The organism is Patescibacteria group bacterium, assembly GCA_028692545.1.
Lineage (GTDB): Bacteria > Patescibacteriota > Patescibacteriia > UBA1558 > S5-K13 > STD2-204.
Map to the genome: position 1 here is coordinate 1 of JAQUXC010000017.1, position 17792 is coordinate 17792.

Consider the following 17792-nt stretch of genomic DNA (forward strand, 5'->3'; position numbering starts at 1 on the left):
AATTTGGAACACTCCTTATGAATGGCTAAATTATTACAATTTTAAAAGAATACATTTAACCCTTAACGGACTTACTCCTCATGAAAAGTATTTAGAAAGTGTAACCCTTGACTGTTAACTGTACATGAGTAATTCGACTCATTTCAGGAATTAATCGATTTTTCCAATAAACGCTTAATTTTATTGAATATTTGTTAAAAAATACCTTTTACCACGTCCGACGTTGCCAACGTCGGACGTTGATTAAACAATAATCCCTCCACCAAGACACTCCGTTTTTTTGTACAAAACAGCGGATTGACCTGATGTAATAGCACGTTGCTTGTTCTTGAATACTATTTTATAGCTTTTATCTTCTTTGTAAACGGTGCATGGTTCATCTTTTTGTCTGTAGCGAGTTTTTATGGTGCAATCTAGTGGAAATTTTGGAATATTGGCTATAAAGTGCATATCTTTTACAATGCAATATTCTCTGAACAATTCATCAGACCAAGAACCTTTTGCGACTTTTAGAATATTTTTTTCCATATCTTTTTCTACTACAAAATATGGAATTCCTCCACCAATACCAATTCCTTTACGTTGTCCAATTGTATAATACCAAACTCCCTCATGCTCCCCTATCTTTTCTCCATCAGTTGTAATGATGTCACCAACTCTAGGTTTTATTTGAGTTTTTAAAAGTTCTCTAATATCTACTTCACCAATAAAACATATTCCTTGTGAGTCGGGCTTTGTAGCTGTTGGAAGTTTTGCGCGTTTTGCAATTTGTCTTATCTGAGGTTTGGTGTAACCACCAATTGGAAAGATTGTTTTTAAAAGTTGATGTTGATTTAAAGTATATAAAAAATATGACTGATCTTTGTTTCCGTCTTTTGCTTTTAATAAATGACAAAGATTTTTATCTTTTTTTATTTGGCTGTAGTGACCTGTTGCAATAAAGTCAGCACCAAGCTTCATAGCTTTTTCCAAAAACAGTTTGAATTTTATTTCTTTGTTACACATTATATCTGGATTTGGAGTAATTCCTTTTGCATATCCATCAAAAAGATAATCTACAACTTTTTGTTTGTATTCTTTTTCAAAATTAAGAGTATAAAATGGAATGCCCAAAAAATTTGCAGTGCGAAGTGCATAATCTCTATCCTCTTTCCATGGACATTTGAATTTTCCTAAATCCTGTGACCAGTTTTTCATATAATACCCTACGACATCATATCCTTGCTTTTTTAGTAAATATGCACAAACAGAAGAATCAACTCCGCCACTAAGACCTACTGCTACTTTTATTTTTTTATTTATCATATGAAATAGATTTTAAATTATAAAAGGAAAAAAAGCAAAATATTTGACAAAATTGATGTTTCTTATTAAGGTATATATGGTTTGTTTGAAAATATAGTACTCTCAACCTTTGAATGATAAGGAGGTGTTGGATGAGTAAATTACAAGAAAAAAGGTTTGACATTGTAGGTGCTTCTCCTTGGGGAGTTGACCTTACTATAGTCGATGAGATTGATGGCACAATAGAAAACATTGATCTCAATAATCCAGAAGGAAAGTTTTTTCATGCAACGTTTGTTGAGGCAGAAGCCGGCGGAAGAAAATTTCGTCAATGGATGCTTTTTGAAAACGGTATTCCTGGAAAGGATAAATGTGGTGAAATTAATATAACTTTCCGTAAAAACCTTCAAAACGGAAGATACTGTGTTGAGGTGGAAGATGATGTTGTTTATCTTAGCCCAACAGAGACGAGGCTTATAGCCAGAGCAAAGAGATCTTCTGTTGATAGTCCAGATACAGCAGTAAAGAGACCCGCAATATCAGTTGGTTTTATCTACCTTAATACCAGAAGAATTGGTGGACCTCCAGTTGAAGTTTTTTTTAATGAGAAAAATTGGAGCCCACAACTCTTTGAACAAGGAAAGCTTATAGACGTATTTGAATATGTTCAGCAATCCTATGATGGTCCTGGTAAAACCGCATTCATGATGTCTCTGCAACGCATGGATGATGATATGTATCAGCAGATTAGTATGCAGATTCGAAAACCCCCCTTGGAGGATCCTAGGGATTAACAAAAAAACTATTCAAACAAACCACCAAATGCACTTTTGATGCCGGTGATGGCGTCATATCGGTGTGTAAAAATTGACTCTTGTAAGCGTAATAAGTTTTCAAGAGTCATTTTCTTTTTAAAAAAAGTATTTAATTTATTTTATAGTGAAAATTTCAAGTCCCTTTGATATAGCATTTAAGGCAAGTGCCATTCTATCTTTATTTTCGGCATAGAGAGTAAATAATCTCTCGCCTTTTTTGACTCTGTTTCCAAATTCTTTGTTTAAATATATTCCTGCAAGTTTGTCATTTGGAGCTCCAAGTGTACGACAAACGTCATTTATTGCTTTTTGGTTTACTAAAACTATTTTTCCATTTTTTGAAGCATTTATATAATTTTTTACAGCACCGATTGTAATATCTTCTGAATCAATATTTGGATTTCCACCTTGAGCTTCTATAATTTCTTGCATTTTTTTCCAAGCTTCTCCATTTCTAAGTTGTTTCCATGCAAGTCCTTCACCTTGTCCTTTTTTGGCTTTTTTACATAATTCTAAAACATGCCCAGTCATTTTTATTCCTTCAATTTCCAAATCTCCAGGTCTATTTTCTTTTTGTTGTAATACTCGAAGTACATCACGAGCTTCAAGTGCTGGTCCCATTCCTTTTCCAATTGGATCTGAAACTGGATTTATTACTACATTTATTTTTACTTTAAATCTTTTTGCAAGATATTCAAATTTTTCTTTTATAACTTTTGCATCTTTTATATTTGGTATTTTTGTAGTTTCTCCAACTGGCAAATCTATTACAATATGATTTGAAGAGGATGCTATTTTTTTTGCCATAATTGATACAACAGCTTTATCAAAACTTTCAAGCGACATAGGATAATTTGTTGTGATAATTCTATCATCAGCTGGTGCAATATTTAATCCTCCGCCCCAGACAATACATCCATTTGTATTTTTTACAATATCTTTTATTTTTTTTATATTATGAATTACAGGACACAACACTTCCATTGTATCAGCAGTTCCTGAAACAGAAGTAATGGCACGTGATGAATTTTTTGGAATTTTTATTCCAAGAGATGCTACTATTGGAACAACTATCATAGCAGCTTCGTTTCCTGCAACTCCACCAAAACTATGTTTATCGGCAACCATTCCATCTAATTCCAATTTATCACCATTATCAGCCATAGCTTTTGTCATAAAATACAATTCTTCATCTGCAAATGGTCTCATATATGACGCTGCTACAAAATATGCAATTTGTGTATTTGATAATCTGTTTTCTACGATATCTTTCATTATAGAATTGCAATCTGCCTGGGTAAGTTTTTTTCCAAATATTTTTTTCTTTATAGCATTTACTGATTCAGCACGTCCTACAAAATTTATTTCAACGATTTCTTGATCTTGAAGAGATGGATATTTATCCCAAAAATTACTATATAATCCTAAATTTCCCTGAGTTATTTTTTTAAGTGACGTATTTGCTTCTACAACTGCATGTTTTCCACGCCAAGTTATTTGAATTTTATCACCAGGTCTTATGCCAAAGTGGTATGCCTCTTCCTCATGAAGAAGAGCTATTGGTTCTGCACCTGTTTTGATATCTAATTTTTTTGATTTTAGAAAAAAGGACATAGAAGTTTAAGTTAGAAAGTTAGAAAGTTATAAAGTTGAAAGTTATAACTTATATTTAATTGTACTTTATATAATATGAAAGTCAAAGAATAAATATTTTTTTATATTTCATAATATTTTTCGTATTCAGGTATTATTTTTTCGCAATTTATATTTATTGCCTTTGCTAGATTTTCACTACAATCTTTTTCTCCATGGACTACAAATATTTTTTTGATATTTTTTATATTTTCTATCCATTTTAACATTTGATTGTGATCTCCATGAGCGGAATAAGACCCAATATGAGTAATCTTGCAAAGTACATCAATCACATCATCATTTATTGTTACATTTTTTGCACCATCAATTAATTGTCTGCCAAGTGTTCCTTCTGCTTGATAAGACATTATGAGTAAATTGTTTTTTGGATTTCCCAAATTAAATTTTAAATGATGTGGAATTCTTCCGCCATTACACATTCCACCACCGGCAAGTATGATTTTTGGAGTTTTGTATGTGTTTATTTCTTTTGATTCATCTTTTGTTTTTGTAAATCGAAGATTTGGAAAATCAAAAATATCATCTCCTAAATTTATAAGAGATTTTGCTTCGCTGTCGTATAAATTTTTGTATTTTCTATATATTTTTGTTGCGTTTATAGCAAGTGGACTATCAAAAAATATAGTAACATTTGGAATTAATTTATTTTCTACAAGATTGTTAAGTTCATATAGTATTTCTTGGGATCTTTCAAGTGCAAATATTGGAATTATCAGTGTGCTTTTGTTTTGAATTGTTTCAAGTATTATATCTTTTAATATTTTTTTGCCCTCTTCTTTTGATTCGTGAAATCTTCCACCGTAAGTCGATTCAACAAATAAAATATCAGCCTCATCTATAAAGCTAGGATCTTTTACAATTGGTGCTGGTGGATTTCCTACATCTCCAGAAAATACTAGTTTTTTTGTAATTTCATTTTCTTTGACCCAAACTTCAAATGTAGATGATCCAAGTATATGCCCAGCATCTTGCATTCTAATACAAATGTCAGAATTGATATTTATTTTTTCATCATAATTAAAAGTATGAAAGAGTTTCATTAATTGTTTTACATCTTTTTCTGTATATTTTATGCCTATTTTTTCTTCTTTGTTTATTTTTATAGAATCAAGTAACATAAGTTCTGCTAAATCTTTTGTAGCATTTGTGCAATATATTTTTCCATTGAATTTTTCTGAAAATAATTTTAATAACCTTCCACAATGATCTATATGGGCGTGAGTAAGTAAAACAAAATTTATATTTTTTGCTTCAAATACAAAATTTTCTAAATTTTTGTCTTTTGAATCGTGATTTCCTTGGAAAAAACCACAATCTACTATAAATTTTTGATGATTTAGCTCAACTAGTGTACATGATCCTGTAACTTCTTGAACTGCACCATGAAATGATATTTTCATATTTTTGTTATATCCCTTTTGCAGGAAGGATTATTAATTATGAATATATTTATTATATCATTTTATATTCAATAATAAAAAATAATATTTATTGATCAATAATTAGGTAAAATAAAAAAGGGATTTTTCCCTAATATTTTTGCGTGTCATGATAGATTTATTTTTTTATCAATGACTTTATTTTTTATAAAAACTCGAGGGGAGAGACAGATCACTTTTTCGTATTGCCTTGAAAAAGCAATCTTTTATAGTCCCTCCACACTATGTAATTATTATAACAATTTATATTTTTATGTCAAATAAACTCCATCTCCGGGGTGTTAACACCCCGGAGGTGGATAATAAAATTTATTTTTTATGTTTTTTACTCCAATATTCCACAGCCTTTTTATATTCAGCAAACTTGTTATCTTTATCAGATAATTTTAGATTTTTGTCTATTGCTAATTCTACTGCCTGATAACATGCTTTTGCCCCAGCTTTTGATCCATCAGGGTGTCCATGAAGTCCTCCACCAAAGTTTATTATCAAATCATTTCCCAAAATATCTATAAGTTTTTTTGTAAGTTCTGGATGAAGTCCGCCTGAAGCAATAGCTAATGTTGGTTTTATTTTGCCCCAATTTTCTCGAAGAACTCTATTTATACCAGCATCTTCTTTTAAATCCAAATTTATATCAATTACCTCTTCTTTTGATCCATCCATTTTTCCAACAACAGTTCCTGTGTGCAATTGATCTACTCCGGCAAGTCTTGCAAGTTTTGCTAAAACTTCCATTGTCATTCCATGTTTTGGATATCTAGAAAACATAGAATGTCCAGCACGATGGCCATGAATTATAAGTCCAAGATCCAATTTTCTTAAGACTTGTACATTGTCGAGACCGACTGATACCAAATCTATCATTACACATTTTCCTCCATATTTTTTTACTATTTTTGCGCGGTGGAGCATTGTATCCATAGGAGATGTTATGTTAAATACGTGAAGTTTTTTACATCCTGTTTCTTTTTCTGCTAATTTTTTTAATTTCATTACTTCTCTTACTCTATCTTCAAATTTATTGAAAGTCATACTTGTAAGATTTTCATCATCTTTTACTACATCTATTCCATTTGTCCAAATATCATAAGCAAGCTTTGCATGTTCTTTTGCAGTTAATCCTACTTTTGGTTTTATGATAGATCCAATAAGTGGTCTATTTTTTATTTTCATTATTTCTCTCACACCATTTATTCCAAATTTTGGTCCTTGAAAAGAATTTATATATTTTGTAGAAAGACTTATATCTTCTAATCTCAAATTATCAATAGCCTTCATAGAAAATATATTTCCAGCAAGAGCAGATAAGAGTTGTGGAATACTTCCAAGTTCAAAATCTTCTATTGGATAAGCTATTTTTACAATTTTTGTTTTATTATTAATAAAAAATATTTGAGGAGCTAATTTGTCAAATGTTTTTTGAGTCAATGTTGAAAGTTTTGTCCAAGTTCCAATTGATGACTCTGCTGCAATTTCTTCTGCGGATTTTTTGAGTCCAAGTTTTGATTCTATTCTATAAGTTGCAATAATATCATCCTTTTTTGGTTTGTATTTTAGGTTTATAAATGATGTTTTCATATTATTAGCGATTAGCTGTCAGTGTTATTTTAAAAATTAATTAATTATTTTTTATTCATCAACCAAGGGTAATTAGATTGAACAATATTTTTTACTTCCTTTGGTTTTATAATTCCAAATTCACATATTATACCAGTTATAAATTCAGCTGGTACAAAGTCAAATGCAATATTTATTATATCAAATTTATTACCTTTTTTATGCCAAACTTCAGAATCTTCTCTTATTTCTATATTTATAATATTATCAGAGTCCATTTTTAATAAGTTTCCAGCTATATAAAGTGGTGTTTTGTTGTGTTTACATGACAAACTTATTCCATATGAGCCAATTTTATTTACTATTCCTCCATTCCAAGATATAGAATCACAACCTATTATAACTTTGTCCATCATTAATTTTCCGGAATGTTTTGATATAAAAAAATCTGCAGCTGAATCAACTAACATAGTTGTTTTTATTCCTGCTTTTGTAAGATTTTCTGCCATTATCCTTCCTTGAAAAAGTGGTCTTGTTTCAGTATTGAAAACTTCTATATTTTTTGATTTTGAATTAATTAATATCTTTTCTACAGATGAAGAGTGACAGTGTGTGAGTATTCTATTGTTTGTATTTGTTATAGTTATTCCATTTTTTATAAGTTTTTCGTCGTTTGATTTTATAAGTTTTATGAATTCATCACAATATTTGTTTATATTATTTATTGTTTCATTTGTAGTTTTTGGATTTGCTTTTTTTATATTATATATTACATATTTTATAGCATTTTGTGTCATTGGTTCTGTTTTTCGTAAAAGTGCCATTTTTGTTCCCGTTTTTTCAATTTTATTTATGAATGAATTTATATTTAAATTTTTATACTCAATTGCAAGTAGTTTTAATATTTCTATTGTGGCAATAGAAATATTTGTAGCACCTTGAATTTTGATATCTTTTATATCCTTAATTATTTTTTTGATTTTGTCTAAATTTTTTGAATTCATTTTTTTGACTTATTATTAATATTTTTTTTATCTTTCTTTGTGTATTGGATCATAATCATCATCTTCTTCTTCGTTAGTATCATTTTCTGTATATTTTTTTTCCTGTGATTTAAAAGCATCCTCCAAGCTCATTGACTTTGTCTTTTTTAAATCTTTACAATCCTCCTTTTCTTTTTTCTTTTTTGCAAAACAATCATTACAGTAAACAGGTCTTATACCATCTGGTTCAAATGGTACATTTATTTCTTTGTCACATTCATCACATTTCGTATTGAACAACTTAGTATCATTTGAAATATTTGATGATTTTATTTCCTTTGTTATTTCTTTTTTGACATCATTTTTTATTTCTTTTACTATTTCTTCTAATTCACCTACTTCTTCTTTTATAGCATCTTCTTCAGACAAAAATCCACTCCATTTTAATATTTTTTGTTCTACTATTTCTCTTTTTGTGGTGTATCTTTCACGAGATACTTTTATAACTTTTTCCATAATTTCATCACCATCCTTATCCATTTCAATTGGTGGAAGTGTAAGTGCTTGAAATGGGTCAGATGTAACACCATCTATCATTAATTTCGTGTAAATTTTATATTTTGGTAAATTTACAAGATCTTCATGCATAATGTATGGCTCAAATTCTTTTTCCAAAAATTCTGCATCAGATGCACCAATTCTAAAGACTATCATAGTTCCTACATTTCCAAATATAGCAGCACTTACTGTTTCTTCTAACTGTTCTATATATTGATGTGCAACTATAAGATTTAATCTATATTTTCTAGCTTCTGATAATATATTTGCAAAAGATTCTGTTGCAAAGTTTTGAAATTCATCTACATATAAATAAAAATCTTTTCTTTGTTCTTCTGGTGTGTCTACTCTACTCATTATTGCAAGTTGTATTTTTGTAATAATCATAGCACCAAGAAGTGCAGAATTATCCTCACCTATTCTTCCTTTTGATAAATTTAGTAAAAGTATTTTTTGTCCATCTACTATTTGTCTTATATCTATAGAAGATTTTACTTGACCAACTATGTTTCTGGTTAATGGAGTAGATAAAAATCTTCCTACTTTATTTTGAATAGGTGCTATTGCTTCTGCTTGAAATTTTTGAGGATATTTATTGTATTCATCAACCCAAAAGGATTTTACTACTGGGTCTGTGATATTTTTTACAACTTTTTCTCTATAGTCTTTGTCAACAAGTAATCTCATAATTCCTAGTAGTGTAGATCCTGGATATTCAAGCAAAGCTATTATTGCATTGTTTAGTACGTATTCTAGTCTTGGACCCCAAGAGTCAGCCCATATTTTCTTAAATACACCAAGTAATCCAGATGCTATTAAATGCCTACTTTTTGCATCTACATTTTCTAAAACATTAAAAGCTATTGGAAAGTCAAAGTCTGATGGATTTACATATACAACATCATTTATTCTATTTGCTGGGATAAAGTGTAATATTTTTTCTACCAAATCTCCATGTGGGTCAACAAGGGCTACTCCATGTCCATCTCTAATATCTTGTATAACCATATTTTCTATAAGACATGATTTTCCCATACCAGTTTTACCAATAATATAAACATGACGTCTTCTGTCATCTTCTCTTATTCCAAATTTTCTAAATTCTCCTCTATATTCTGTTTTTGCTATAAGTGTTATTTCATTTTCCATATTTTTTTTATTGTACAAATGGTAAATTATCCGGTGGTTTTGGCGTATCTTTCATTTTCTCTTTGTAAATTTGTTCATCCGGTATTGGTAAATTATTTGGTATTTTTTTTAGTTCTTCTTCTTTTTTTATTTCTTTTTTAAATTCTTCCCTTTGATTTTTATCTTTTGCAAATTTTGCTTCAAATTGTTTATTATCCAAATCCAAATCTATTACTTCTTTATTTTTTATTTTTTGTTGAATGATTTGACTTTGTTTATTTTTTTCATCCCTTTCTTTCATTAGCTCGGACTCAAACATATTTTCCATAGGAAGTGATGTAGGTGGTTCAACTGTTTTTGTTTCTGTCTTCTTTAAGAGCGGAGTCTTTACATTTTGATCTGGGAAGTGGTACAAAGTAGCAAGCTCTTCAGATGAAATCAAAAATGATTTTGTATCAAATACACTTCTTTCTACAAATCTTTTTAGAAATTTTCTTACTTTATTTCTAGTTCTTGATTCTACTCTAAAATAATCAGCATTTGTTTTATTTGCTTTTAGAGCATTGTCTCCATTGAATTGTTTTAAGGCGCCTTGCATTCCATAATATCCTGTTCCAGCATTGAATCTATCTTTTGGTGCTACATAACATACTCGTAATTTTGTTTCAAAAATTAATTTACCTATTTTATTTTCTATATTAGAGACAGTAATTCTTTCTCCTGGGGTTAGCATTTTTAGTTCAGATTTTTTATCATCTGATTCTTCAATATCTCCCCAAATTGAATATATTGCTTCACTACCCTTGTCAATTCCTTTTAATATTGTATTTGAAACTTTGTCAGCCCAAGTTTCTACTTGTGCTTTTTGTTTACCCATTATATCAGAAACCTCTGTTTCTCCAGGTTTTTTTACATCATCATTTCCAACAGGTCTTGTAATTATCATGAGGCCTATGAATTCTCCTGATCCAATTTTACTCATTATTTCAAGTGTAGATGCAAGAGGATCTATAAAAGTTTGAGTCATGCTATGCTCAAAGTTGATATATGTTTTTAGTGGATAATAATCTTTTTTTTCTAAATAATAATCCATACCAAAGGCTTTGTATTTGGATTCTTTTTGATTTGCATCAAGTGGAATAAGAGATATATAATCTTCCACTTCCGTTACTTCCGCATCTGGATAATAAGCATAAATACTAGAACGTATTGTATCTTTGAATTTTGAAGGAGTTCTTATTAAAAATTGTATATATCCTTCCAAACTTACTATTTCTAAACTAAACCATAATTGAGTTGCTCCTAGTATATATTTTTCCCAATTTGTTGCACCAGATTTTATACCATGAAGAGAATTAAAGAGTTCTTCCACGGCTCTTACGGTTTGTTCATTATTTTTTGGTATATCTATTGCAAAAAGTGTATATTCTACTTTACTTAAAAATTTTCTCTGTAATTTTTCTAAATAAGCTGTTTTATAATAAATCCAAAAAAAAATTATAATAAATAATAACCACCCACCTTTTATAAATAAAGTATATGGTAAAATAAACGGATTTGTATTTATAAGTTTTACTACTGGATCAAAAGCTATTTGAATTTGCATTTTGTTTTTATTTTATAGATACCTTTTTTCAAAATTAATAGCGTTATTTTCATAACACTATTAATTATATCAGAATACTTTTATTTTGATAAATTATTATTTGTTGTTTTATTTAGAACCTTCATAATAATACTTACCTTCTTTATTTTTCTTTACGTTTTTGTTGTTTATTATAGCTAAATTTATAGTTGTTTTTTTGACAAGTTTTTTCTCGGATACTTTTTTTATAAGTTCATCTTTGGACATTGGACCATTCTCTTTTAGAACTTTTTCTACTACTTCAGTTACTTTTCCTGGTTCATAACCCCATTTTTTTAGAGCATATATTCCGCGACCCACTAAGACATATTTGTCATCTAATATTAATTCATTATGAATAGTAGCAGGATGAGCAATTTTTTTATCAAAATTCATTTTGTTTATTTCATCTGCTATATCTTTGAAATGTAATGGTTTGTTTAAGTTTTTCATTATCAAATATATCTTATCACTCATTCTCTTTGGAATTATAGATTTCCAATCTGAAAGACCTAAATCCCCTAATGGATTTTCTTGAATTTTTTTACTAGGATTTAAATAATTTAATAGTATATTTTCATTTATTTTATCATTTTTAAAATTTATATCTTGTTCGTTTTCATATGTTTGCCATAATTCGTCCCTATGTATTGTTTGATTTCTTTTATTAAATAATTCTACAATTTTATTTATAGCATCATAAAATTCTTCCAAATCATGATTTTTTACTCTATATATAGATAAAAATTCATCATTTTCTTTTTCTGTTAAATATTTATCAGATAATACTTTATCTATTAAGAATTTTATTACATTGTAATCTATTTCATCATTTTGCTTATCTTCTAATATTTTTTTAATAAGTGTATCTTCACCCAAAACTCCAAGATATTCAGATAATGTATCATTTATAATACCATCTAAATATTTAATAGTATCTATTTTATCTGAAATATTTTTAATTTTTTTTATTGCTATATTTTCTATTTGTCTAACTCTTTCTCTTGTGATGTTGTATGTTTTACCAATACTATCAAGAGTTGCTTTTTCATTATCTTTTAGACTATAACGTTTAGAAATAATTTCTTTTTCTCTATCATTTAGATTTTTTAATAAATCTGCGACAATTTGTTTTGGGTCAAATTCAAATTTAGCCTTTTCTTTGTTTGAGGCTATTACTTTTTCTAAAATTGAATTTTCTGATTTATCTATCATATTTTTATATTTTTAAATTATAATAATTTATGTATTTTTTTAAAACTAGTAAAATAGATATAAAACTATATCACTTAAGAATATATCATAAATAGAAAATATTGTCAAGGTTAAAAACCACCCCGGGAGTGTCTCGCTCCTGGGGTGGTTTAATTACTATTTTGTTTATATTTAGGCTTGTTTATATTTTGCTCTATACCAAATCATCAAAAATGGTGAAGCTAGAAATATTGATGAATATGTTCCTATTATTATACCCATCATAAGTGCTAGTACGAAGTATTTTACTGTTTCTCCACCGAATAAAAATACAGAGGTAAGTACTATAAATGTTGTAAATGAAGTATTTATCGATCTAGTTATTGTTTCATTTATACTTAAATTAATAAGATCTTTAAATGTAAGATTTGTCTTTCTATGAAGATTTTCTCTAATCCTATCAAATGTAACAATTGTATCGTTAATTGAATATCCTAATATTGTAAGTAGTGCAGTTATAAAAAATGCATCTATCTGTACATTCATAAAATATCCGAACAAACTAAATATTCCAGTAATTATTATAATGTCGTGTATTAGAGCTATTATTGCAGAAACACCATATTTCCATGATTCTATTGGTTTTGAAACTTTTCTAAACACATAAGCAATATATAAAATTATAGCTATTATAACAAAAATTATAGCTCCTATGGATTTTTGTTTTAACTCTTGACCTATTATTGGTCCAATAGAATCAAATCTTTTTTCTTCTATAACGTTTGTTTTTGCTGTTTGTATTTCTATTTGAGATCCATTGTCTGAATCTAATTGTACGTTATCATTATTATTTGAATTTTCTGTGGAGAATTTATTATTTAATTTATCCAAAATTGTGGAATGAGTACTTTCTGATATATCTGACATTCTTATAATATATTCATCATCTCCCACTGCCTGGATTGTTATGTTGTTTATATTGTTTTCAGAAAATATAGTTTTTATTTCATCTTGAGATGGTCTTTGTATGTTTTTAAATTGTATATCCATCATAGATCCACCAGTGAAGTCAATCCCAAGATTTAAACCAAACATTATAAGAGATATTATACTTATTGCAATAAGCGTACCTGATATCCCAAACCAGATTTTAGTTTTTCCCATTACATTTAAATGATACATATATTTTTATTTATTTAATAATAATTTATTTTGTTTGGTTTATAGATTTTTTATTTATTCCAAAAAGCCAAAGGGATTTATTTATTTTTCCAGATACTGCTATTCTTAGGAAATTTTTTGTAATTACAATTGCACTAAACATAGATACAAATATACCAATAGCAAGGGTGATAGCAAACCCTTTTATCATACTTGAACCAAAATATGTAAGTATAAAACATGTAATAAGTGAAGAAAAGTTTGAATCTCTTATAGAACTCCATGCTCTTTTAAATCCAGTCTCAATTGCAGGTGCTAACTCTTGACCATTTCTTACTTCTTCCTTCATTCTTTCAAAAATTAAAACATTTGCATCAACAGCCATACCAATGGATAATATAAAACCAGCTATACCAGATAATGTGAGTGTTACTGGCCATGCTTCAAATATAGACATGATAATAAGAGCATATATTCCAAGTGCAATTGTTGCAAGTAATCCTGGTAATCTATAATAAATTATCATAAATAGAGTAAGTATTAATATGCCAATAAGTCCAGCATTTAAACTTTTATCTAAAGATTCTTTTCCAAGTGTTGCACCAACAGTTTGTTGACTTATTAATTTTATAGGAACAGGAAGTGCCCCTGCATTTAATCTTTGTGCTAATTGTTTTGCTTCAGGTAATGTAAAATTTCCACTGATTACAGCACTGCCTTGAGATATTTTTTCATTTACTTTTGGAATGCTAATAGGTGAACCATCTAAAAAAATTGCTACTGGCTTGCCAATGTTTCTACCGGTTATTTCTGCGAATAAATCTTTTCCTTCATCATTGAATTCTATTGATACTTCTGCGGCACCTGTTGTCTGATCAAATGATACATTTGCAGTTTTTAATTGTTTTCCAGATAATTGAGTGTTTACCCATTCAGCCTTGCTAGATGTATCTTTTTTAAAAAATAATATATGTTGAGATTTTACTTCCTTATTATCGCCCTCTCCTCTTTCATCTAGTTTTTTTATTATATGCCAACCAAACTGACTTTCTACTAATTGATCATATGTTTGTCCATTTGATAATTTGTCAAATATTACATCTCCATAAGCAGGATCTAGAGAATCTCTTGTTATAAAATCTATAATACCGCCATTATCTTTTGAGCCTGTATCTTCACTATACTCACGTGCTAAATCTTCAAAATTTTCTCCATTTTTAGCTTTGTCTAATATTTCTTCTGCTAATTTTTGTTGGGCACTGTTTTCTTGTTCTATTTTTTGAATCTCTTCTGATGTGTAAGTACTGGATCCTTCTTCTTTGAATTCAAGAAGTGGCGTATCTCCTATTCTTTCTATTGCATCTTTTACATTAAAAACTCCTGCAAGTTCTACTACTATTCTATCTTCTCCACTTACTTGAACAAGTGGTTCTGCTACACCGAATGTATTTACTCTTCTTTCTATAACATCTCTTACACCATCCAATGATGAGGTTTTGTCATTTACATCAACATTTGAGAAATCAGCTTGATAAACAAGATGAGCACCACCTTGTAAATCTAGACCTAAATGTGGCTTGAATTTAGAAAAAAATTGGCTTTGAGGAACCCAATTAGGGACGTTTGGCGTAACAATAAGTATCGAAATTATTGTGATTAAAATGATTGATAAAAATGTTAGCCTTACTTGATTTGTTTTTGGCATAATAAATTTAAATTAATTTAATTATATAATAGTAAAATGATAGATTATTATTGATTAAAAATCAAGGGTTTTGTAATAGCAATTAAAAAAGAACTTATTGTTGGTAAATTCTAATTTTATAAATAGTAATATATATTTTTGTACTTATAGAGATTTATATAGTTTTTCTATTTTGTCAGATACTATTTCCCATGAAAAGTTTTTGATAATGTATTGTTTTGTTTCATCTGCTTTTTTTGTAGCTTCTTCATAGTGAGATATTAAATAATTTATTTTTTTATATAGATCAAGATAATTTTTATCTTCAAAAGAATATACTAGATTTTTGTCTATAAATATTCGATTTCCTTCTATATTACTTGCAATTGTAGGAATTCCATGACCCATTGCTTCTAAAAGTGTAATAGACAATCCTTCTCCTTCTGATGGAATCAAGAAACAAAATGCATTTGTAAATAATTGATTCAAGGTATTTCCAGTTTGATTTCCAGTTAATATAATATTTGGATTATCATTTGCAAGATTTTTTATTTTGTCTGAATATTTTTCGTCATGAAATGTATCCCCTACTATTATTAATTGATAATTATTATTATTTAATTTTTTAAATGCTTCTATAGCATATTGAATTCCTTTGTGAGCTATAAGTCGGGACACAACAAGGAAGTATTTTTTTGGGATTATATTCAACTTTTCAATTTCGTTTGTATTATAATCTTTTTTTATCTCAAAGCCGTTTGGGATAAATTCTCCTTTTTTGTAATCATTTTTTAAATCAGGAGAAACAAATATTGTTTTATGTGGAAAAGTAATTACTGCATATTCTCCAAGTTTTAACATAAATTTTGCAAAAAATCCCCATTTTTTATGAAATCTATCTTTGCAATGAAATGTTCCCACAATTTTTGCTCTAGAAAATATTCTCGGAATGAAACTAAGAAGTGAAGGACCTACAGCATGATAATGAATTATGTCATAATTTTGAAATAGCGCATGAATAGTTGATAAAAAGGTATGAATTATTGCATCAAAATTTTTTGATTTTATAGTTCTAATTGATATTAGTTTTATTCCCTTATATTCTTTTAGATTTTTATCAGTATAATAGCTTCTTGTATAAACATATACATCATGACCTTTTTTTACCATTTGTATAGCCAAATTCTCGACATGAGCCTCAACTCCGCCTTGTGTCATTGGTATTCCTTTTTGTCCAATATAAGCTATACGCATATTAGTTTTTGGTTTATTTGTTAATTAATTCTTGGTATAAATTTATTAAATTTTTATAATATAATTCACTATTAAATTTATCATTTATAATTTTTCCCGATTCAATTCCTAATTTTTCTAATAATTCTTTGTTATTTATAAGTTTATTTAATCCATCTATTGATTCTGTCTCGTTGTTGTATAAAATTCCATTTATATCATTTTTTACTAACTCAGAATTTCCACCGATATTTGACGCAAGAATTGTTTTTGAAAAACTCATAGCTTCAAGTATTGAAAGGGAACAATTTTCATACCAAATACTTGGGATTACTATAAATTGTGCAGATTTTATTAATACTTCTAATTCCTTTTTCTTATTATTATCATAAAATCCCAAAAATTTTATCTTGTCTTCTAAATATAATTTTTCTACTAATTTTTTTAAATTATTTTCTTCTGGCCCAGAACCAGCAATATAGAAATTATAATCTTTTTCTATTTTTGATAATGTTTTAATAAAATTCTCTAATCCTTTTTCTTTTGCAAGTCTTCCAAAATATAAAAAATAATCTTTTATTTCGGATTGTTTTGATTTTAAATTTTCAAAATTATGTAAGACAATTATATTTTTATTTTTGAATCCAAATTCTATTAATTTATTTTTCATAAATTCACTTGGGGCTATAAATACATCTACGAGCTTTTGATATGGAAAAAATATTTTTTGATAATACATTTCAAGAGATGCTAATAGGCTTTTTGATTTTGAATTTTGTATACAATTGTTTGTAAAACAATTCAAATAATTTTTACTTTTACATTTTTCACAAACTTTATTTTTTTGAAAATCAAACAAATTGTAATTTGGACATATCAATTTGTAATCATGAACTGTCATTACAATTGGAATATTATTTTTTTTCAAAACTTTTAGAATTCCAGGACTTAGATGATGGTAGATGTTATGAATGTGAGCTATGTCAATTTGATTTTCTTTTATCAGTTTTTTGAGATTTTTTACTGCCTCATAATTATAAAAGAATTTTATAATATTTTTTGTTTTTTCTAATTTATTTGCATTTATTGACAAATCGTAATATTTTGGGAAATATTTAGAATATTTACTTTCTATGTTTTTTTCATTTTTAGTACTAAAATTTATTACATTATGTTCATTTGACCTAAGTAATTCTGATAATTCCAAATAATGTCGGTCTGCACCGCCTTTGAAATAATGAAATTTGTTTATTTGTAATATATTCATAACTATAAATTTTAGTATAATATTTATAATTTGTCAAGTTTTAGCAACGTCCGACGTTGCAATGTCGGACGTGGTATTGATGTACAGTTAACAGTCAAGGGTTACACTTTCTAAATACTTTTCATGAGGAGTAAGTCCGTTAAGGGTTAAATGTATTCTTTTAAAATTGTAATAATTTAGCCATTCATAAGGAGTGTTCCAAATTC

The 17792-nt window shown here is 28.0% G+C and carries 13 protein-coding genes; 1 reads left to right on the forward strand and 12 read right to left on the reverse strand.

The window, feature by feature from the left end; translation table 11 throughout:
- Positions 1–243: 243 nt before the first annotated feature.
- Positions 244–1305, reverse strand: a complete 1062-nt coding sequence (gene mnmA / locus PHZ07_05085; GenBank protein MDD3284939.1) for a tRNA 2-thiouridine(34) synthase MnmA — start codon at positions 1303–1305, stop codon at positions 244–246.
- Positions 1306–1436: 131 nt separating this feature from the next.
- On the opposite strand from mnmA, the gene PHZ07_05090 reads away from it, so the two are divergent.
- Complete coding sequence (locus PHZ07_05090; GenBank protein ID MDD3284940.1) at positions 1437–2078, forward strand: hypothetical protein; 642 nt, start codon at positions 1437–1439, stop codon at positions 2076–2078.
- A 135-nt stretch (positions 2079–2213) separates the two neighbouring features.
- Here PHZ07_05090 and PHZ07_05095 read toward each other — a convergent pair whose 3' ends face one another.
- The 11 genes from PHZ07_05095 to PHZ07_05145 form a co-directional block, all read right to left on the reverse strand.
- Positions 2214–3713 carry a thymidine phosphorylase gene (locus PHZ07_05095; protein MDD3284941.1) on the reverse strand — a complete coding sequence of 500 codons (1500 nt, stop codon included), beginning with the start codon at positions 3711–3713 and terminating at the stop codon, positions 2214–2216.
- A gap of 101 nt (positions 3714–3814) precedes the next feature.
- The gene (locus PHZ07_05100) at positions 3815–5155 is read right to left on the reverse strand and encodes an MBL fold metallo-hydrolase (protein ID MDD3284942.1); all 1341 of its coding nucleotides are present in this window, start codon (positions 5153–5155) and stop codon (positions 3815–3817) included.
- A gap of 348 nt (positions 5156–5503) precedes the next feature.
- Entirely contained in the window at positions 5504–6775 is a 1272-nt protein-coding gene (gene rbcL, locus PHZ07_05105) for a type III ribulose-bisphosphate carboxylase (protein ID MDD3284943.1), read from the reverse strand.
- Between the two features lie 44 nt (positions 6776–6819).
- Positions 6820–7758, reverse strand: a complete 939-nt coding sequence (locus PHZ07_05110) for a translation initiation factor eIF-2B (GenBank protein MDD3284944.1) — start codon at positions 7756–7758, stop codon at positions 6820–6822.
- Positions 7759–7785: 27 nt separating this feature from the next.
- Positions 7786–9444 carry a type IV secretion system DNA-binding domain-containing protein gene (locus PHZ07_05115; GenBank protein ID MDD3284945.1) on the reverse strand — a complete coding sequence of 553 codons (1659 nt, stop codon included), beginning with the start codon at positions 9442–9444 and terminating at the stop codon, positions 7786–7788.
- Positions 9445–9451: 7 nt separating this feature from the next.
- Complete coding sequence (locus PHZ07_05120; protein MDD3284946.1) at positions 9452–11029, reverse strand: hypothetical protein; 1578 nt, start codon at positions 11027–11029, stop codon at positions 9452–9454.
- Positions 11030–11137: 108 nt separating this feature from the next.
- Positions 11138–12262 carry a sigma factor-like helix-turn-helix DNA-binding protein gene (locus PHZ07_05125; GenBank protein ID MDD3284947.1) on the reverse strand — a complete coding sequence of 375 codons (1125 nt, stop codon included), beginning with the start codon at positions 12260–12262 and terminating at the stop codon, positions 11138–11140.
- A gap of 171 nt (positions 12263–12433) precedes the next feature.
- A complete protein-coding gene (gene secF / locus PHZ07_05130) occupies positions 12434–13423 on the reverse strand; it encodes a protein translocase subunit SecF (GenBank protein ID MDD3284948.1) in 990 nt (329 codons plus the stop codon).
- A 25-nt stretch (positions 13424–13448) separates the two neighbouring features.
- Positions 13449–15107, reverse strand: coding sequence for a protein translocase subunit SecD (gene secD, locus PHZ07_05135; protein ID MDD3284949.1), 1659 nt, complete (start codon positions 15105–15107; stop codon positions 13449–13451).
- Positions 15108–15251: 144 nt separating this feature from the next.
- Complete coding sequence (locus tag PHZ07_05140; GenBank protein ID MDD3284950.1) at positions 15252–16340, reverse strand: glycosyltransferase family 4 protein; 1089 nt, start codon at positions 16338–16340, stop codon at positions 15252–15254.
- 13 nt (positions 16341–16353) lie between these two features.
- Complete coding sequence (locus PHZ07_05145; protein ID MDD3284951.1) at positions 16354–17586, reverse strand: glycosyltransferase family 4 protein; 1233 nt, start codon at positions 17584–17586, stop codon at positions 16354–16356.
- Positions 17587–17792 lie beyond the last annotated feature (206 nt).